General features: G+C 58.7%; 18 protein-coding genes. 12 read left to right on the top strand and 6 right to left on the bottom strand.

Going from position 1 to position 18678, the window contains the following annotated elements:
• The 3 genes from HU718_RS23640 to HU718_RS23630 all read left to right on the top strand — a co-directional run bounded on the left by HU718_RS23640 (window position 1) and on the right by HU718_RS23630 (window position 3672).
• Window positions 1-1161, top strand: a complete 1161-nt coding sequence (locus HU718_RS23640) for an ABC transporter ATP-binding protein (protein ID WP_102900194.1) — start codon at window positions 1-3, stop codon at window positions 1159-1161.
• 193 nt (window positions 1162-1354) lie between these two features.
• On the top strand, window positions 1355-2704 hold the full coding sequence (locus tag HU718_RS23635) for a carbohydrate porin (RefSeq protein ID WP_095126181.1): 1350 nt from the start codon (window positions 1355-1357) through the stop codon (window positions 2702-2704).
• Between the two features lie 113 nt (window positions 2705-2817).
• Entirely contained in the window at window positions 2818-3672 is an 855-nt protein-coding gene (locus tag HU718_RS23630; RefSeq protein ID WP_007917868.1) for a D-hexose-6-phosphate mutarotase, read from the top strand.
• 123 nt (window positions 3673-3795) lie between these two features.
• Here the strand turns inward: HU718_RS23630 and HU718_RS23625 are convergent, their stop codons facing one another.
• Complete coding sequence (locus HU718_RS23625; protein WP_171057240.1) at window positions 3796-4656, bottom strand: MurR/RpiR family transcriptional regulator; 861 nt, start codon at window positions 4654-4656, stop codon at window positions 3796-3798.
• 226 nt (window positions 4657-4882) lie between these two features.
• On the opposite strand from HU718_RS23625, the gene zwf reads away from it, so the two are divergent.
• From zwf to HU718_RS23605, 4 genes are all read left to right on the top strand, one after another.
• A complete protein-coding gene (zwf, locus tag HU718_RS23620; protein ID WP_186614516.1) occupies window positions 4883-6349 on the top strand; it encodes a glucose-6-phosphate dehydrogenase in 1467 nt (488 codons plus the stop codon).
• On the top strand, window positions 6336-7049 hold the full coding sequence (pgl, locus tag HU718_RS23615) for a 6-phosphogluconolactonase (protein WP_186614518.1): 714 nt from the start codon (window positions 6336-6338) through the stop codon (window positions 7047-7049). The genes zwf and pgl overlap by 14 nt, the downstream gene beginning before the upstream one ends.
• A 17-nt stretch (window positions 7050-7066) precedes the next feature.
• Window positions 7067-7732 (top strand): bifunctional 4-hydroxy-2-oxoglutarate aldolase/2-dehydro-3-deoxy-phosphogluconate aldolase, encoded by a 666-nt coding sequence (locus HU718_RS23610; RefSeq protein ID WP_008082815.1) that lies wholly within the window; start codon window positions 7067-7069, stop codon window positions 7730-7732.
• Between the two features lie 280 nt (window positions 7733-8012).
• Window positions 8013-8588: a peptidase associated/transthyretin-like domain-containing protein gene (locus HU718_RS23605; protein WP_186614520.1), complete on the top strand. Its 576-nt coding sequence runs from the start codon at window positions 8013-8015 to the stop codon at window positions 8586-8588.
• Here HU718_RS23605 and HU718_RS23600 read toward each other — a convergent pair.
• Together HU718_RS23600 and HU718_RS23595 are read right to left on the bottom strand one after the other, a co-directional pair.
• On the bottom strand, window positions 8585-9766 hold the full coding sequence (locus HU718_RS23600) for an aminotransferase class V-fold PLP-dependent enzyme (protein ID WP_186614522.1): 1182 nt from the start codon (window positions 9764-9766) through the stop codon (window positions 8585-8587). The two genes, HU718_RS23605 and HU718_RS23600, sit on opposite strands and share 4 nt — an antisense overlap.
• A 29-nt stretch (window positions 9767-9795) precedes the next feature.
• Window positions 9796-10032 (bottom strand): DUF3820 family protein, encoded by a 237-nt coding sequence (locus HU718_RS23595; RefSeq protein WP_003227425.1) that lies wholly within the window; start codon window positions 10030-10032, stop codon window positions 9796-9798.
• Window positions 10033-10236: 204 nt separating this feature from the next.
• Here HU718_RS23595 and HU718_RS23590 point away from each other — a divergent pair, with 204 nt between their 5' ends.
• A complete protein-coding gene (locus tag HU718_RS23590) occupies window positions 10237-10704 on the top strand; it encodes a ferritin-like domain-containing protein (protein ID WP_038369175.1) in 468 nt (155 codons plus the stop codon).
• Window positions 10705-10967: 263 nt separating this feature from the next.
• Here the strand turns inward: HU718_RS23590 and HU718_RS23585 are convergent, their stop codons facing one another.
• Together HU718_RS23585 and HU718_RS23580 are read right to left on the bottom strand one after the other, a co-directional pair.
• The gene (locus tag HU718_RS23585) at window positions 10968-11438 is read right to left on the bottom strand and encodes a MaoC family dehydratase (protein WP_003227420.1); all 471 of its coding nucleotides are present in this window, start codon (window positions 11436-11438) and stop codon (window positions 10968-10970) included.
• Window positions 11439-11480: 42 nt separating this feature from the next.
• Window positions 11481-12425, bottom strand: coding sequence for an alpha/beta hydrolase (locus HU718_RS23580; RefSeq protein ID WP_186614524.1), 945 nt, complete (start codon window positions 12423-12425; stop codon window positions 11481-11483).
• Window positions 12426-12625: 200 nt separating this feature from the next.
• Here HU718_RS23580 and fadD2 point away from each other — a divergent pair, with 200 nt between their 5' ends.
• Together fadD2 and fadD1 are read left to right on the top strand one after the other, a co-directional pair.
• The gene (fadD2, locus tag HU718_RS23575; RefSeq protein WP_186614526.1) at window positions 12626-14314 is read left to right on the top strand and encodes a long-chain-fatty-acid--CoA ligase FadD2; all 1689 of its coding nucleotides are present in this window, start codon (window positions 12626-12628) and stop codon (window positions 14312-14314) included.
• A gap of 347 nt (window positions 14315-14661) precedes the next feature.
• Window positions 14662-16359: a long-chain-fatty-acid--CoA ligase FadD1 gene (fadD1, locus tag HU718_RS23570; protein WP_095121271.1), complete on the top strand. Its 1698-nt coding sequence runs from the start codon at window positions 14662-14664 to the stop codon at window positions 16357-16359.
• A 435-nt stretch (window positions 16360-16794) separates the two neighbouring features.
• On the opposite strand, the gene HU718_RS23565 is transcribed toward fadD1, so the two are convergent.
• The gene (locus tag HU718_RS23565; RefSeq protein WP_007917843.1) at window positions 16795-17172 is read right to left on the bottom strand and encodes a hypothetical protein; all 378 of its coding nucleotides are present in this window, start codon (window positions 17170-17172) and stop codon (window positions 16795-16797) included.
• A gap of 197 nt (window positions 17173-17369) precedes the next feature.
• Here HU718_RS23565 and HU718_RS23560 point away from each other — a divergent pair, with 197 nt between their 5' ends.
• Together HU718_RS23560 and HU718_RS23555 are read left to right on the top strand one after the other, a co-directional pair.
• Window positions 17370-17561 carry a CsbD family protein gene (locus HU718_RS23560; RefSeq protein ID WP_008082339.1) on the top strand — a complete coding sequence of 64 codons (192 nt, stop codon included), beginning with the start codon at window positions 17370-17372 and terminating at the stop codon, window positions 17559-17561.
• Between the two features lie 164 nt (window positions 17562-17725).
• Window positions 17726-18676 carry a YihY/virulence factor BrkB family protein gene (locus HU718_RS23555; protein ID WP_034153379.1) on the top strand — a complete coding sequence of 317 codons (951 nt, stop codon included), beginning with the start codon at window positions 17726-17728 and terminating at the stop codon, window positions 18674-18676.
• Window positions 18677-18678: the final 2 nt, after the last annotated feature.

The raw sequence follows: 18678 nt of genomic DNA, 5'->3' as shown, positions 1-18678 counted from the left end.
ATGGCAACGCTCGAACTTCGCAACGTCAACAAGACCTACGGTGCCGGCCTGCCGGACACCCTGAAGAACATCGAACTGTCGATCAAGGAAGGCGAATTCCTGATCCTCGTCGGCCCGTCGGGCTGCGGCAAGTCGACCCTGATGAACTGCATCGCCGGTCTGGAAACCATCACCGGCGGCGCGATCATGATCGGTGATCAGGACGTCAGCGGGATGAGCCCGAAGGATCGCGACATCGCCATGGTGTTCCAGTCCTACGCGCTGTACCCGACCATGAGCGTGCGCGAGAACATCGAATTCGGCCTGAAGATTCGCAAGATGCCGCAGGCCGCGATCGACGAGGAAGTCGCGCGCGTGGCCAAGCTGTTGCAGATCGAACACTTGCTCAATCGCAAGCCGGGTCAGCTTTCCGGTGGTCAGCAACAGCGTGTGGCGATGGGCCGTGCCCTGGCGCGTCGGCCGAAGATTTATCTGTTCGACGAACCACTGTCCAACCTCGACGCCAAGCTGCGCGTCGAGATGCGCACCGAAATGAAACTGATGCATCAGCGCCTGAAAACCACCACGGTCTACGTGACCCACGACCAGATCGAAGCGATGACCCTGGGCGACAAAGTTGCGGTGATGAAGGACGGCATCATCCAGCAGTTCGGCACGCCAAAAGAGATCTACAACGACCCGGCCAACCTGTTCGTGGCGAGCTTCATCGGTTCGCCGCCGATGAACTTCATCCCGCTGCGCCTGCAACGCAAGGACGGTCGTCTGCTGGCGCTGCTCGACAGTGGTCAGGCCCGTTGTGAATTGCCGATGAGCATGCAGGATGCTGGTCTGGAAGATCGCGAAGTGATCCTTGGCCTGCGCCCGGAACAGATCGTTCTGGCGAACGGCGAGGGCAATGGCCTGCCAAGCATCCGTGCCGAAGTGCAGGTGACCGAGCCGACCGGTCCGGACACCCTGGTATTCGTCAATTTGAATGACACCAAAGTCTGCTGCCGTCTGGCGCCGGATGTGGCACCGCAGGTGGGCGAGAACCTGACGCTGCAATTCGATCCGTCGAAAGTGTTGTTGTTCGATGCCAATACTGGCGAGCGCCTCGGCACTGCCGGGCAACCACAGACCGATGCGCGGTCTGCGAACGTGGCGCAATTCAAAGGCCGCTGAAGAACAAATGTGGGAGCGAGCCTGCTCGCGAAAGCGGTCTGACATCCAGCATTGATGTCGCCTGATACACCGCATTCGCGAGCAGGCTCGCTCCCACAAAGGAGCACGCGGTGGATGGCCTGTAATCCATCGCACTTTATGTAAACCGCGTTAGATAAAAACAGTTAATAACAATAAAGACGAGGATGTAGGGATGAAAAAGAAACACGTCAATGCCCGGTTGATCTGCCAAGTGTCGGCTGCGGCGGCCTTGGTGCTGGCCGGTAACGCCATGGCGGCGGATGCCTTCAGTTCCGATTCGAAATGGATGACCGGCGACTGGGGTGGCGAGCGTACCAAGCTGATCGAGCAGGGTATCGACATCAAGGCCGACTACGTTGGGGAAGTCGGTGGCAACCTGAACGGTGGCTACAACGACGACAAGACCGCGCGTTACGCTGACCAGTTCGGTCTGGGCGTGGCACTCGATCTGCAAAAGCTGTGGGGCTGGGATAACACCCAGGCGAAGATCCAGCTGACTAACCGTAACGGCTACAACATCTCCAACGACCGCGTTGGCGATCCGCGTGCCGGCACCCTCAGCTCCTCGCAAGAAGTTTACGGCCGTGGCCACATGGTGCGTCTGACCCAGTTGTGGATTCAGCACCAGTTCTTCGACAACAAGCTCGACGTCAAGGCCGGTTACTTCGGTGAAGGCGAAGACTTCAACACCTTCCCGTGCGACTTCCAGAACCTGGCGTTCTGCGGTTCGCAAGTGGGTAACTGGGCGACCAACATCTGGTACAACTGGCCCGTCAGCCAGGCCGCGATCCGTGTGAAGTACAACATCAACGACGAGCTCTACGCGCAGATCGGCGCGTACAACCAGAACCCGTCGCAGCTGGAACACGGCAACGGCTTCAAGCTCAGCGGCAGCGGCACCAAAGGTACTGTGTTGCCGGTTGAGTTGGTCTGGTCGCCGAAGGTCAACAGCCTGCCGGGCGAATACCGTGTGGGTTACTACAAGAGCACGGCCGATGCCGACGACGTTCGTGAAGACGTCAACGGTTTCGACGCAGCCACCACTGGCGACGCCTACAAAACCCACAGCAGCAAAAGCGGCTACTGGTTCGTGGCGCAACAGCAACTCACCAGCCATAACGGTGATGCGACCCGCGGTCTGAACATCGCGGCCAACGCCACGTTCCACGACAAAGACACCAACTTCATCGACAACTATCAGTCGGTGATGTTTGTCTACAAAGGCCCATTCGACGCGCGTCCAAAGGATGACGTCGGTATCGGTGCGGCGCGTATCCACGTCAACGACGACGTGAAGAAAAACGCCGAACTGCTGAACGCTTCCAACGGTGTTTCGGATTACGACAACCCGGTGTTCTCGCCGATTCGTGAAACCGAATACAACTACGAGATCAACTACGGCTTCCACGTCACCAACTGGCTGACCGTACGTCCTAACCTGCAGTACATCACTCACCCGGGTGGTGTGGATGAAGTTGATAACGCTTTGGTCGCTGGCCTGAAAATTCAGTCTACGTTCTAACGCGTCTGCGATAAGCTCCTCTCTATGTGCGCATATTTGCGGACAGCCAAGGCTGTCCGCTTTTTTTTGGGGGCGGCGCACCCCTGTGAAAGACGAGTTCAGGATCGTGGCAAATGCATGAGCATCCGCTACAACGCTTCTTCAAATCCCTGCGTGAACAACCGGTGTTCGCCTGGGAGCGCTATCAGATGCGCGACGTGTTGGTGATCGATCACCCGCTGTGTCAGGCGGTGTTCAGTCGTCAGGGCGCGCAGTTGCTGCACTTTCAGCCGCGCGGGCAAAAGCCGTGGTTGTGGTGTGCGGCGAAGTGGCCGCATGTCGGCGCTATTCGCGGTGGTGTGCCGGTGTGCTGGCCTTGGTATGGCCGTCATCCGAGCGAAAACGCCTGGCCATCGCATGGTTGGGCGCGTTTGCTCGACTGGAAGTTGCTCGACAGCAGCAGCGCCGAAGATGGCGTGCGCTTGCACTGGCAATTGCAGCTGTGCGACTGGCAGGTTGACCTGCACGCACATCTGGGTGAACGCATGGAATTACGCCTGAGCACCGAGCATCAGGATGACATGCCGTGCCAGTTGAGCCAGGCTTTGCATGCTTACTGGCGTATTGGCGATGTCGGTGAGATAGCGCTGTCTGGGCTCGAAGGGGCGCAGGGTTATGACCAGTTGAATCGCCAGGTTTGCCAGCAGGAAGGCGAGTTGCGGGTGGATGGCGGCTGTCAGCGAGTGTTCCAGCATGACGGTGAATTGCAGTTGAAAGATCACGCCTGGCAGCGCGAGTTGTGCATCGATACCGGCGACAGTGCCGACACGGTGGTCTGGCATCCTGGAGCGCGGCCGTTGTTGGGCGTGACGTGGGATGAGATTTCCGAGTTTGTCTGTGTGGAAGCGGCGGCGGGCGGGACGGACAGTCTGCATCTGGCGCCGGGGGAGAAGGCGCATTTGAGCTTGCAGGCGTGGGCGGCGGCTTAGAGGGTTTCGCGGTGTATGGACTGGCCCTTTCGCGAGCAGGCTCGCTCCCACATTTGGAATGCATTTCCCTGTGGGAGCGAGCCTGCTCGCGAAGAGGCCGGATCAGTCAGCCGAGATTCCGGATCAGTTGAACTCGTCACCCACCGGATACCGGCTGGCATTCAAGCTCTCTTTGATCTTGCGCAAATGCGGCTGGAAATCCACGCCACGACGCAACGTCATTCCCGTCGCCAACACATCCAGTACCGTCAACTGAATGATCCGCGACGTCATCGGCATATAGATGTCGGTGTCTTCCGGCAGCGGAATATTCAGGCTCAAGGTACTCGCCTTGGCCAGCGGCGAATTCTCCGCCGTCAAACCCAACACCGAAGCGCCGTTCTCGCGAGCAATACGCGCCACCTCGACCAGCTCACGGGTGCGACCGGTGTAGGAAATGATCACGAACAACTCACCGGTGTGCGCCACCGAAGCAATCATCCGCTGCATCAGCACATCGGCATGCGCGGTCACCGCCAGGTTGAAGCGGAAGAACTTGTGCTGCGCATCCAGTGCCACCGGTGCCGAAGCGCCGAGGCCGAAGAAGTGGATCTGCCGCGCCTGAATCAACAGGTCGACGGCGCGGCTGATCAGGTTCGGGTCCAGCGCCTGACAAGCACTGTCCAGCGAGGCAATGGCACTGCCGAAAATCTTTTGCGTGTACGCCTCTGGATTGTCGTCGGCCTCGACCGCGCGGCTGACATACGCCGCGCCGCTGGCCAGACTCTGCGCCAGTTGCAGTTTGAGTTCGGGATAGCCGCTGACACCGAACGAACGGCAGAAACGGTTGACCGTCGGTTCGCTCACCGAGGCTGCCTGGGCGAGGGCGGCGATGCTGAAGCGGGTGGCCTGCTGCGGGTTGAGCAGGATCACCTCGGCGACTTTGCGTTCGGCCTTGTTCAGGTCTTCAAGGCGACTCTGGATCTGTTCCAGTAAATTTCGCACGCGGTCCATATGGAATTCCTAATTCACCTGCGCAAAGGTGCGCCGGGCTATGCAAATTGGGCCTTTGATATGGCCCGTAACGGTGGCCTATCCTACTGATGGCTCCGACTGACCACCACTCGGAATCTGTATTTTGCGAAAATGTTGTGGTTATTACTACATTTTCCCTTGAGTGATGCCTTGAAAAAAGGTATTTGTAGCTTAACTTGATAAAAGAACAAACATCATGCCTTCGATTACGGTTGAACCGTGCACCTTTGCCTTGTTCGGCGCGCTTGGCGATCTGGCCCTGCGCAAGCTGTTTCCTGCCCTTTATCACCTCGATGGCGCCGACCTGCTGCACGAGGACACGCGCATCATCGCGTTGGCCCGTGAAGAAGGTTCCCAGCAACAGCACATGGCGTTCATCGCCGCCGAACTGCGTCGCTATGTGGGCAAAGAGCTGAACGAGGCCGTCGCCGAGCGTTTTCTCGCACGCCTGACCTACCTGCACGTCGATTTCCTCAAATCCGAAGATTATGTGGCGCTGGCCGAACTGGCTGGCAGCACGCAACGCATGATTGCCTACTTCGCCACGCCGGCCGCGGTGTACGGCGCGATCTGCGAGAACCTGGCGAAAGTCGGTCTGGCAGAAAACACCCGTGTGGTGCTGGAAAAGCCGATCGGCTCCGACCTCGAATCGTCGCGCAAGGTTAACGACGCCGTGGCGCAGTTCTTCCCGGAGAACCGCACCTACCGCATCGACCATTATCTGGGCAAAGAAACCGTTCAAAACCTGATCGCCCTGCGTTTCGCCAACAGCCTGTTCGAAACCCAGTGGAACCAGAATTACATCTCCCACGTGGAAATCACCGTGGCCGAGAAGGTCGGCATCGAAGGCCGCTGGGGCTATTTCGACAAGGCCGGCCAGCTGCGCGACATGATCCAGAATCACCTGCTGCAACTGCTCTGCCTGATCGCCATGGATCCGCCGGCCGACCTGTCCGCCGACAGCATCCGTGACGAGAAAGTAAAAGTGCTCAAGGCACTGGCGCCAATCAGCCCGGAAGGCCTCACCACTCAGGTGGTACGCGGCCAGTACATCGCCGGCCACAGCGAAGGCAAATCCGTTCCGGGTTACCTCGAAGAACCGAATTCCAACACCCAGAGCGACACTGAAACCTTCGTCGCCCTGCGTGCCGACATCCGCAACTGGCGCTGGGCCGGCGTACCGTTCTACCTGCGCACCGGCAAGCGTATGCCGCAGAAACTGTCGCAGATCGTCATCCACTTCAAGGAACCGTCGCACTACATTTTTGCGCCGGAACAACGCCTGCAGATCAGCAACAAACTGATCATCCGCCTGCAACCGGACGAAGGCATTTCCTTGCGCGTGATGACCAAAGAGCAGGGCCTGGACAAAGGCATGCAACTGCGCAGCGGGCCGCTGCAACTGAATTTCTCCGACACCTGGCGTAGCGCGCGGATCCCCGATGCCTACGAGCGGTTGTTGCTGGAAGTGATGAACGGCAATCAGAACCTGTTTGTCCGTAAAGATGAAATCGAAGCCGCGTGGAAATGGTGTGACCAGCTGATCGCCGGGTGGAAAAAATCCGGTGACGCGCCCAAGCCGTATGCGGCCGGGTCGTGGGGGCCGATGAGCTCCATTGCATTGATCACGCGGGACGGGAGGTCGTGGTATGGCGATATCTGATGTGCAACTGCCTGCGGGCGTGAACGCTCATGAATTCAAGAGCCCGGTGCTGTTGGCCGAAGGTCTGGCGCTGAACGTCGCCAAGCAATTGAGCGAGGCCATTGCGGCACGCGGCAACGCGGTGCTGGTGGTGTCGGGCGGTCGTAGCCCGGTGGCGTTTTTCCAGCACCTGGCCAAGCAGGAGCTGGACTGGTCGAAGGTCGTCGTGACCCTCGCCGACGAACGCTGGGTACCGGTTGAACACGCCGACAGCAATGCCGGCCTGCTCAAGCAGTATCTGCTCAAAGGCCCGGCGGCCAAGGCGCAGTTCCTCAGCCTTTATAGCGCGGCGGCCAACGTCGAGCAGGCTGCTGAACAGGCCGATCGTCTGCTCGCCGAGTTGCCGCCGATTGACGTACTGGTATTGGGCATGGGCGATGACGGGCACACCGCGTCGCTGTTCCCCGACAGCCCGAACCTGACCGAAGCCTTGCAAGCCGATGGCACACGCCGTTGCTGGCCGATGCTGGCGCCAAGCGTGCCGCGTCAGCGTCTGACCATGAGCCGTGCTTTGCTGGCTTCGGCCCGGCACAAGATTCTGTCGATTTCCGGTCAGTCGAAACTGACCACCCTGAATGCCGCACTGGCATCCGACGACGTCGCCGCCATGCCGGTGCGCGCGTTTCTGCAACCTACGTTAGAGATTTACTGGTGCCCATGAGCCAAGGAACAGCCGCTATGACAACCCCATCCCCGACCGTTTCCATGGCGGACAAAGTTGCCCTGATCGACAGCCTCTGCGCCAAGGCGCGGATCCTGCCGGTGATCACCATCGCTCGCGAACAGGACGTGCTGCCATTGGCCGACGCCCTGGCCGCCGGTGGTCTGACCGCGCTGGAAGTGACCCTGCGTTCGCAGTTCGGCCTCAAGGCCATCCAGATCCTGCGCGACCAGCGCCCGGAACTGATGACCGGTGCCGGCACCGTGCTCGATCGCAACATGCTCGCGGCGGCCGAAGCGGCCGGTTCGCAATTCATCGTCACCCCGGGCATCACCCGTGACCTGCTGGAAGCCAGCGTCGACAGCCCGATTCCGCTGTTGCCGGGCATCAGCAACGCCTCCGGCATCATGGAAGGCTATGGTCTGGGCTATCGCCGCTTCAAGTTGTTCCCGGCGGAAGTCAGCGGTGGCGTGGCGGCAATCAAGGCCCTCGGCGGCCCGTTCGGCGAAGTGAAATTCTGCCCGACTGGCGGCGTGGGTCCTGCCAACATCAAGAGCTACATGGCGCTGAAAAACGTCATGTGCGTGGGCGGTAGCTGGATGCTTGATCCGGAGTGGATCAAGAACGGCGACTGGGCGCGTATTCAGGAATGCACCGCCGAGGCGTTGGCACTGCTGGACTGATTGTTACCAGACACTTCGTTGTGTGTTCTACGGCTTTACGGTGCGCTTGGTCGGTGCACCGTTTTTTTTTGCCTGAAAATTGCTATGTAGAAGCTATGTAGGAGCTGTCGAGTGAAACGAGGCTGCGATCTTTTGACCTTGCTCTTGAGCGCCAACATCAAAAGATCGCAGCCTTCGGCAGCTCCTACATCGACACCGTTACGACGCGATACATAGTTACCGCACAGCCGCGTTTGCGTGGCGCTAATCTGCTTTCATCTTACGGAAGAGAGAACGCCTCATGGACGACCATCAATCTGTCGCTTTATCAATCAACGCTCTGCACCCGCGGCAGTTGCCCGTGGTTGGCAGTTTCGATTGGCACAACAGCAAGGGCAAGGTGCGCAACATCAGCGCGGGCGTCGAAGGCTTGCCTCTTCTATTGCGGCTGACCCTGGTCGATGCCATGACCGGCGAGCCGGTCAGTGGCGCCGTGGTTCGCATTGAGCAGCACATTGGCACCGACACACTGTGCGGCAGTCAGTCGACCGACAGTAAGGGCATCGTTCGTTTCACCAGCCTTTACCCGGATCGGCAAACTGCCTTTTCGTGCATCGCTCTGAGCGTCGCCATCGCCAATGACGATCAACAGCCGCAGCTGTACCAAGAGGCCTGGGCGGGGCGCCTGCATTTGCCCTGTGCCTGCAATTGCACAGCCGTTGATAACGATGCCGTTCGGCTGGGATTGCGCCCGATCACGGACGCTGGCCCGGAGGACGGCTACTTCGGCAGCCTGACGATCGGCGTCGACACCTTTGCGGTGTCGTCGCAGATCGGCCTTGCTGGCTACGAGAAGTCCACAGGCGCGGTGTTTTAGCGCAGCTCGTTCAGCGCGCGGACCAGCAACTGCATGTCGGCAGCGGTGGTGGTCAGCCCCGGCGTAATGCGGATGCTCGGCCCGCTGGCTGCGCCGTTGCGCACCACGGTGAACAGGTTGTAGTCGTTGAGCAGACGCTCGGCCATCGCCTGTTGATCATCGTGGCGGGTGAAACGCAGCGATGTGATGCCGCAATACAGTCGTGGATCGTCTGGCGTCATCACCTCGATACCCGGCAAGTGTCGCACCGCGCTGACCCACAGATTGCGCAGATAATTGACGCGAGCGCCTTTGGCCGGCGCACCGCCGAGGGAGCGGTGCTCCTCGAACACTAGCGGCAAGGTCATCAGCGCTGGAATGTTGGGCGTGCTGTACGACGTGCGCGCACGGATATCATTGGCCGGGTAATGCATTTCATCCATGTCCGGATCGATATCGGTCAAGCGTTGCGGCGCGATATAGAGGAAGCCGAGGGTGAGTGGTGCGCCGATCCATTTGTGCAGGTTGTAACCCGCGAAAGAGATGCCCAGTGCTTCAAGATCGAACTCGATCTGACCGAGCGCGTGGGCGCCGTCGAGGATGACATCGACGCCATGCTCTTTGGCGAGCGCGGCGATGGCTTGTACCGGCATGACCAGGCCGGTGCGGTGAGTGACGTGAGTCAGGGCCATCAGCTTGATCTTCGGGTGGCCGCTGAACGCTTCGCGGTAAGTCTCCAGCAGACTGTCGTAACTCGCGGGGTGCGCGTGGGCAATCTCGATCACCTCGGCACCACGATGTCTGGCCAGCCAGCGCATGGCGCCTTTGACCGTGTCGTATTCCAGATCACTGATCAGCACCTGATCGCCCGGTTGCAAGCGGTTGTAGTTGCGGATCAGCGATTGCAGGCCTTCGGTGGCGTTGCGGGTGAACGCGACGCTCTGTGCACGCACGCCAATCAGCTCGGCCAGTTGCGCGCGGATATCGAGGTTGTCGTGCTGCTCGAAACGCTGGCGCACGTACACCGAATTGCTGGTGTTGATCAGCTCGATATTGCGCTGGTATTCCTCGATTACTGTGCGCGACATGCGCCCGAAGTAACCGTTTTCCAGGTTTACGGGGCCGGGTTGAACGTCGTAACGATCGGCGAACGTTTGCCAAAAGGCTTCGTCACGGGCGCGGCGGGTGTTATCGGGCATGGTCGGCTGACTCTAGAGAGGAGGGCGCTTCAATGGCGCGGGGCAGGTTTGCCGTGTTTGGCGCGCAGCGGTTCGAGCAAGTCCGAGAGGCCGTTATGGTCGATCTCCTGCATCAGCGCGAGCAGGCCGCCGAGTTCGCCGTGCGGGAAACCTTCACGGGCAAACCAGTTCAGGTATGGCCCCGGCAGGTCGGCAATGATCCGGCCCTTGTATTTGCCGAAGGGCATTTCTCGGGTTATCAGCAGTTCGAGTTTTTCGGGATTCATCAGGGATTTCGTCTAGCTCAAATCAGCTTGGAAAATACAGGCATTCTGCATGCAGGCCAAATGACAGATCATGCAAATAACCGTGATACAGATAGTTCAATTGTCTTTAACTTGTTGATAATTAACGAAATTCTATAAATAAAAAAGCTGGCACGCACACTGCAATATCCCTTGCATCTTCAACCAATCGCAAGGAATTGAAAAATGACCGACATGAATAAAGAAGCCATCTCTGTACTCAATGACCTGATTGAAACCAGCAAGGACGGTCAGGAAGGGTTCAAGACTTGCGCTGAAGACATCAAGCATCCAGAACTGAAAACCCTGTTTGTAACTCGCTCCGCTGATTGCGCCACCGCTGCAGCAGAACTGCAGGCCGAAGTTCGCAAGCTGGGCGGCGATCCGGAAACCTCCACCAGCGTCAGCGGTGACCTGCACCGTCGCTGGGTCGACGTCAAAGCCATGTTCACCGGCAAGGACGAAGAGGCTGTGCTGAACGAAGCCGAGCGTGGTGAAGACCATGCGCTGAAGGCTTACAAAGAAGCGCTCGAGAAGATCAACAAGCACAATCTGGTAGGTATTCGTGACCTGGTTGAACGCCAATACCACGGCGTGCAACGCAACCACGACCAGGTGAAAGCCCTGCGTAACCAGGCTCGCGCTCGTTCTTAAGCGCTTGCCGGTTATAAAAAACGCCAGCTAGTCTGGCGTTTTTTTATGTCTGGTGGAAAGCCAAAGCAAGAGCCCCTCACCCTAGCCCTCTCCCGGAGGGAGAGGGGACTGATCGTGGTGTTCTTTCGAGGTACGCCGACCTGGGGTACCGGGTCGAACCAGGGATTTGAAATCCACATAGATCGGCTCCCTTTCCCCCTCGCCCCCCTGGGGGAGAGGGCTGGGGTGAGGGGGAAAGCTCTCACTGACACCCCACCAATCAATCAGCCAATGCTGATCGCCGGCAAAGTAGGCAACGTCACCGTCTGCTGCTTACGCGGCGCCAGAATCTCCGCCTCACCATCCACCACCAACTCATCACGCTGGTTGAACACACGAGTGGCAATGCGTACACGAAACTTCGGCAGTTTCTCGAGAATTTCCAGACGCACGGTCAACGTGTCGCCGATCTTCACCGGCTTCTGAAAGCTCATCTGCTGACCGATATAAATGGTGCCCGGCCCAGGCAGCTCGCAGGCAACGGCGGCACTGATCAGCGCGCCACTGAACATACCGTGAGCGATACGCTCCTTGAACATGCTGGCGGCGGCAAACTCGGCGTCCAGGTGCACCGGGTTGTGGTCGCCCGACATCGCGGCAAACAGTTGAATGTCGCGCTCTTCGACGGTTTTGCTGTAGCTGGCGGTCTGGCCGACTTCGAGGGCTTCGTAAGGGATGTTGGTAACCTGGGTCATCGGTCTCGATTCCTGTGACGGATTCAGTGAATCCAGAAAAAATTATTCGCTGCGCTGAGGGCGCGGATGGCTCAGGGCCTGATCGATCCAGGCCAGCACATCCGCGATCACTTCGTCGCGGTTGGTTTCGTTGAACAATTCGTGCCGCGCCTGCGGGTAGATCTTCAGTTGCAGGTGCTGGCTGCCGGCCGAGCGCAAAGCATTGGCCAGATCTGTCAGACGCTTGCCTTCACTCACCGGATCACATTCGCCGCCGATTACCAGCACCGGCAGGCCCGGGTCGATCTGCGCGAGATTGGACGCTTTGCTGATCTGCTGCAAGCCGCCGAGCAGGTCGATCCACAGTTGATTGGTGCAGCGAAAGCCGCATAACGGGTCGTTGGCATACTGGTCGACTTCGGCGGGATCACGACTCAGCCAGTCAAAGCGTGTGCGCACCGGTTTGAATTTGTTGTTGAACGAGCCGAACGACAACCATTCGATCAACGCGCTGCGGCCCTTACCTCCCTGGCGCATTTTCTCCACACGGGCGATCTGCCGCGCGGCGCCGTACAGCGCAACAGGCTGAAAGTTGGAACCACTGAGAATCGCCCCGTGCAGACTGGCGCTGTGGTGCAGTAAATAGCCTTGGGCAAGATAGCTGCCCATGCTGTGCCCCAACAAAATAATCGGCACACCGGGGTGTTGTTGACCAATGTGCTGATTGAGGCTGGCCAGATCGCCGAGCACTTTGCACCAGCCGTCGTCATCGGCGAAGTGGCCGAGGGTGCCGTGATTGGCGGTTTTGCCATGTCCGCGTAAATCCGGGGCGTACACGCCATATCCTTTGTCGCAAAACGTGTCGGCCAGTCGTGCATAGCGGCCGCTGTGTTCGGCCATGCCATGGGCCAGCAGGATCACCGCTTTCAATGGCGCTGCGGGCAGCCATTGATTGACGAAGAGGCGGCTGCGGTCACTCGCGTCCAGCCATAGGGTGTCGTGGATCATGGCGCTTCCTTTGCTCAGAGTCGGATCATTGTATAGCGCGTCTGATCAGCCCACGCCACGGCAGGAAGATTCACACGATCAATGACGGCTTTGTCCATATTTGCCTCAATGGCCATAACTGCTAGTGTCCGTGAAGCTCCGCTTTTTCAGAAATGACAGAAAGCGGCCCCGGATCGGCTCAGGTAAAGAGGACAAGAACAATGCAACCTGATTTCTGGAACGACAAACGCCCGGCCGGCGTACCGCTGGACATCGACATGGGTGAGTTCAAGTCGGTGATCGAGGTGTTCGAGCGTTCCTGCAAGAAGTTCGCCGATCGCCCGGCGTTCAGCAACATGGGCATCACCCTGACCTACGCTGAACTTGAGCGTCAGAGCGCAGCCTTCGCCGGTTACTTGCAGGCGCATACCGATCTGGTCCCGGGGGATCGCATCGCCGTGCAGATGCCCAACGTCCTGCATTACCCGATTGCCGTGTTCGGTGCATTGCGTGCCGGGTTGATCGTGGTCAACACCAACCCGCTGTACACCGCGCGCGAGATGCGTCATCAGTTCAAGGATTCCGGGGCACGGGCACTGGTGTACCTGAACATGTTCGGGCAGAAAGTCCAGGAAGTGCTGCCCGACACCGACATTCAATACCTGATCGAAGCGAAGATGGGCGACCTGATGCCCACCGCCAAGGGCTGGCTGGTCAACACCGTGGTCAGCAAAGTGAAGAAAATGGTCCCGGCGTATTCGCTGCCGCAGGCGATCTCCTTCAAGAGCGCACTGCGCATGGGTCGCGGCCTGGGCATCAAGCCACTGAAAGTCAGCCTCGACGACATCGCCGTGCTGCAATACACCGGCGGCACCACCGGGCTGGCGAAAGGCGCGATGCTCACCCACGGCAATCTGGTGGCGAACATGCAGCAAGTGCGCGCCTGTCTCGCCCAGCTCGGCCCGGACGGCCAGCCGCTGCTGCGCGAAGGCCAGGAAGTGATGATCGCGCCGCTGCCGCTGTATCACATCTATGCCTTCACCGCGAACTGCATGTGCATGATGGTTTCCGGCAACCACAACGTGCTGATCACCAACCCGCGCGATATTGCCGGCTTCATCAAGGAGCTGAAGAACTGGCGCTTCTCGGCGCTGCTGGGCTTGAACACCTTGTTCGTGGCGCTTATGGATCACGCGGATTTCAAGACCCTCGATTTTTCCAGCCTCAAGCTCACCAACTCCGGTGGCACCGCACTGGTCAAAGCTACCGCCGAGCGCTGGGAGCAGATAACCGGTTGCCGCATCACCGAAGGCTACGGCCTGACCGAAACCTCACCGGTGGCCTGCACTAACCCGTACGGCGATCAATCGCGGCTGGGCACGGTTGGCTTGCCGGTGCCGGGCACGTTGCTGAAAGTCATCAATGACGATGGTGTCGAGCTGGCTATGGGCGAACGCGGCGAGCTGTGCATCAAAGGCCCGCAGATCATGAAGGGCTACTGGCACAAACCTGAGGCCACGGCCGAAGTGCTGGATGCCGAGGGCTGGTTCAAGTCCGGCGATATTGCGGTGATCGATCCGGACGGTTTTGTGCGCATTGTTGATCGCAAGAAGGACATGATCATCGTCTCCGGTTTCAATGTGTATCCGAACGAGATCGAAGACGTGGTGATGGCCCATCCGAAAGTCGCCAACTGCGCGGTGATCGGGGTGCCGGACGAGCGTTCGGGGGAGGCGGTGAAACTGTTTGTGGTGGCGCGGGAAACCGGGGTCAGTCTTGAAGAGCTCAAGGCCTACTGCAAAGAGAATTTCACCGCGTATAAGGTGCCGAAACACATCGTGTTGCGTGAGTCATTGCCGATGACGCCTGTCGGGAAAATTCTGCGGCGCGAGTTGCGCGATATCGCGTAAAAGTCAAAAACACAAAGATCGCAGCCTTCGGCAGCTCCTACCTTGGAATGCATTTCCTGTAGGAGCTGCCGAAGGCTGCGATCGTTTACTTTGAGTCCCCGAAAACCGGGGCTTCAAAGGTATTCTAGGATTTTTGCTCTAAAATGACTGCTAGGTGGTCTTGAGTCATCATAGTGACTGTAGGGGCCGCTTTTGGCTCTAGTCGACCCTTGGCAAAGCTGCTACTCTCGGCGCGCTTTGTGACTTCTCGGCCTATATAAAAGCCAGATTCACCAATACCAAACACACACCAATAATAATCGCATCAAATGCGGTGAAGAATTCGCGTTGCTGAGGAGTGGGCTTCCATGATCGAAGACTTTTGGAAGGATAAATACCCGGCTGGAATTGCTGCCGACATCAATCCGGACGAGTATCCGAACATTCAGGCAGTGTTGAAGCAATCCTGCCAACGCTTCGCCAACAAACCGGCTTTCAGCAACCTGGGCAAGACAATCACCTACGGTGAATTGTACGAATTGTCCGGTGCGTTTGCCGCCTATCTGCAACAGCATACCGATTTGCAGCCCGGCGATCGAATCGCCGTGCAACTGCCCAACGTTCTGCAGTACCCGGTCGCCGTCTTCGGTGCGATTCGCGCCGGGCTGATCGTGGTCAACACCAACCCGCTGTACACCGCGCGGGAAATGGAACACCAATTCAACGACTCCGGTGCCAAGGCGCTGGTGTGCCTGGCGAACATGGCGCACCTGGCCGAAGCCGTGGTGCCGAAAACCGGCGTCAAACACGTCATCGTCACTGAAGTCGCCGACCTGCTGCCGCCGATCAAGCGACTGCTGATCAACAGCGTCATCAAGTACGTGAAGAAAATGGTCCCGGCCTATCACCTGCCCAAAGCCGTCAAGTTCAACGACGTGCTGAGCAAGGGCCAGGGCCAACCGGTTGCCGAAGCCAATCCGCACAGCGGCGACGTTGCCGTGCTGCAATACACCGGCGGCACTACCGGCGTGGCCAAAGGCGCGATGCTGACCCATCGCAACCTCGTCGCCAACATGCTGCAGTGCAAGGCGCTGATGGGTTCAAACCTCAATGAAGGTTGCGAGATCCTGATCACGCCGCTGCCGCTGTACCACATCTATGCGTTCACCTTTCATTGCATGGCGATGATGCTGATCGGCAACCACAACATCCTGATCAGCAACCCGCGCGACCTGCCGGCGATGGTCAAGGAACTGTCGAAGTGGAAGTTCAGCGGTTTCGTCGGCCTCAACACGTTGTTCGTGGCGCTGTGTAACAACGAAGGTTTCCGCAAGCTGGATTTCTCCGCGCTGAAAGTCACCTTGTCCGGCGGCATGGCCCTGCAACTGGCCGCTGCCGAGCGTTGGAAAGCGGTCACCGGTTGCGCCATCTGCGAAGGTTACGGCATGACCGAAACCAGCCCGGTGGCCACGGTCAACCCGATCCAGCACATCCAGATCGGCACCATCGGTATTCCGGTGCCATCGACCTTGTGCAAAGTCATCGACGATAACGGTGTCGAGCAGCCGCTGGGTGAAATCGGCGAACTGTGCGTCAAAGGTCCGCAAGTGATGAAGGGCTACTGGCAGCGTCAGGAAGCCACCGATGAAATGCTCGACAGCGAAGGCTGGCTGAAGACCGGTGACATCGCGCTGATCCAGCCGGACGGCTACATGCGCATTGTCGATCGCAAGAAAGACATGATTCTGGTCTCCGGTTTCAACGTCTATCCGAACGAACTGGAAGACGTGCTGGCGACTTTGCCGGGCGTGTTGCAGTGCGCGGCCATCGGCGTGCCGGACGAGAAGTCGGGCGAGGCGATCAAGATTTTCATCGTTGCCAAACCAGGCGTGACCCTGACCAAAGAGCAGGTGATGGATCACATGCGTGCCAACGTCACTGGTTACAAGGTGCCGCGCTCGGTGGAATTCCGCGATGCGCTGCCGACCACCAATGTCGGCAAGATCCTGCGTCGCGAGTTGCGGGATGAAGAGCTGAAGAAGATCAAGGCCAAGTCCGCCGCCTGAAAACACGAAGCCCCGCAGATGCGGGGCTTTTTGTTGGGGCAGGCTGTAGATTTGCAGTGCCTGGTAAATCTACCCCCTCACCCCAACCCTCTCCCCCAGGGGGCGAGGGGGAAGGGAGCCGATCGGGGGCCTTTCAGAACCTGAGTTCAACTCAGGAATCTCAGGTCGGTGTACCTTGCCCAAACACCTCGGTCAGTCCGCTCTCCCTCTGAGAGAGGGAGCCGATCGGGGCTGTTCAGAACCTGAGTTCAACTCAGGAATCTCAGGTCGGTGTATCTCGCCCGAATACCTCGGTCAGTCCCCTCTCCCTCTGAGAGAGGGAGCCAATCGGGGCTGTTCAGAACCTGAGTTCAACTCAGGAATCTCAGGTCGGCGTAGCTCGCCCAAACACCTCGATCAGTCCCCTCTCCCTCTGGGAGAGGGTTAGGGTGAGGGCTATTGACGGAACGGCGCAAAATTCACGTTAGTCCCCGCCGGACGCATGTCCTGCAGATACGAATCCTTGTCTGCACTCAACTCCAGGCTCAATGCCGCTTTACGCTTGCCTTCGTTGCGAATCACCAGCCCTTCAAGCTTTTCACGCAGGAACACCGTCGGCACTTTCAGATGCAGCAGTTCGTCAGTGGCCGGCGTGTGCATCAGCAGGTGAATCCACTCGTACTGACCGATGGCCAGACGCGACACCGGCAGGTCGAACCACCAGATGTTGCGGTTACGGTTCAGTTCGGCGAAGTGGCAGTTGTTGGTGCCAAGCACGGCACCGCCCAGTTCCTTGTTGCGTCGGGCGATGGCCTGCGTTTTATCGAGTTTCATAACATTCCTGCGGGATCAGTTCCTGGCGCTTGGCGCCCATATGTTGCGCATTCTCGGGGCTACGCACGCAAACATAAAGCCCAACCTGCACGCCACGACGAAATGAACCCCTGAAAATAAATGAAACTTGGCGCAAACCCGGCCAGTCAATCATTACGTACTGACTTTTCCCCCTAATTGCACCAAGGAGAAACACCATGAGTAGCACAGGCGATAAAGTAAAAGGCATGGCCAACGAAGCGGTCGGCAACGTCAAGCAAGGCGTCGGTAAAGCCACCGACAACACCAAGCTGCAAGCCGAAGGCAAGATTCAAGAGAAAAAAGGCGAAGCCCAGCAAGCCGTCGGCAAAGCCAAGGACGCGGTCAAAAAAGGCGTCGACAAGGCGTAATCCAGCCTTGAACGAAAGACACGAACGGCCATCCAAGGATGGCCGTTTTTGTGTCAAAAGCCTGCGACGACCCGACGAGGTTCGCCAAACAGGCTACCGTGATGTAAAAAACGGCCCCTGAGTCGCCACGACTTCAACCTGTATTGCGGCGAAAGGAGACGCGAATGATTTTTCCGGACATGAAAGGTCTGCCCCTGCACCGGGTGATGGTGCGCACGGTCACTGAATTCGTCGACGACGAGATGTCGACCTACGCCTCGGCACTGGCCTACCAGATGCTGTTTTCGCTGTTCCCGTTCATTCTGTTTCTGATCGCTCTGATCGGCTTCCTGCACCTGCCGGACTTCTTCTCCTGGCTGCGCCTGCAATCGGAACTGGTGCTGCCCCCGCAGGCACTGGAGCAGGTCAATCCGGTGATCGACCAGTTGCAGCAATCCAAGGGTGGCCTGCTTTCCGTCGGTATTGTCATTGCCCTGTACACCGCCTCCGCTGGCGTGCGCTTGATGATGAGCGCGATGAACGCCGCATACGACGTGGTTGAAGGCCGACCGGTCTGGAAGCGTTTCCCGCTGTCGATTTTCTACACCGTCGGCATTGCCGGCATGCTGCTGGTGGCCGCCGCGCTGATGGTGCTCGGGCCGCAGGTGATGGGCTGGATCGCCGCGCAGGTGGGGCTGGAAGACTTCATCGTCACCGTGTGGACGATCGCGCGCTGGCCGGTGATCGTGATTCTGATGATGGTCGCGGTAGCATTGATCTACTACGTGATGCCGGACGTCAAACAGGAATTCCGTTTCATCACGCCCGGTTCGGTCCTGGCGGTGGTGGTGTGGATCATCGCCTCGTTGGGCTTCGCTTTCTACGTGAAAACCTTCGCCAACTACAACGCGATGTATGGCAGCATCGGGGCGATCATCGTGCTGTTGCTGTATTTCTATATTTCCGCTGCGGTGCTGTTGCTCGGCGCCGAGATGAACGCGGTGATCGAACACATGTCCAGCGAGGGCAAGGACGCGGGTGAGAAAGTCCCCGGCGAACTCGATGAGCATCCCAAACAACACGTCTCGGGCCTGGGCCGCGATCACTCGCTCAAGCCGGACACTGACGAAGTCTGATC

It is taken from the genome of Pseudomonas tensinigenes (assembly GCF_014268445.2).
Lineage (GTDB): Bacteria > Pseudomonadota > Gammaproteobacteria > Pseudomonadales > Pseudomonadaceae > Aquipseudomonas > Aquipseudomonas tensinigenes.
Note: the sequence above shows the minus strand (reverse complement) of the source record. Positions and strands in the feature narration are given on the sequence as shown.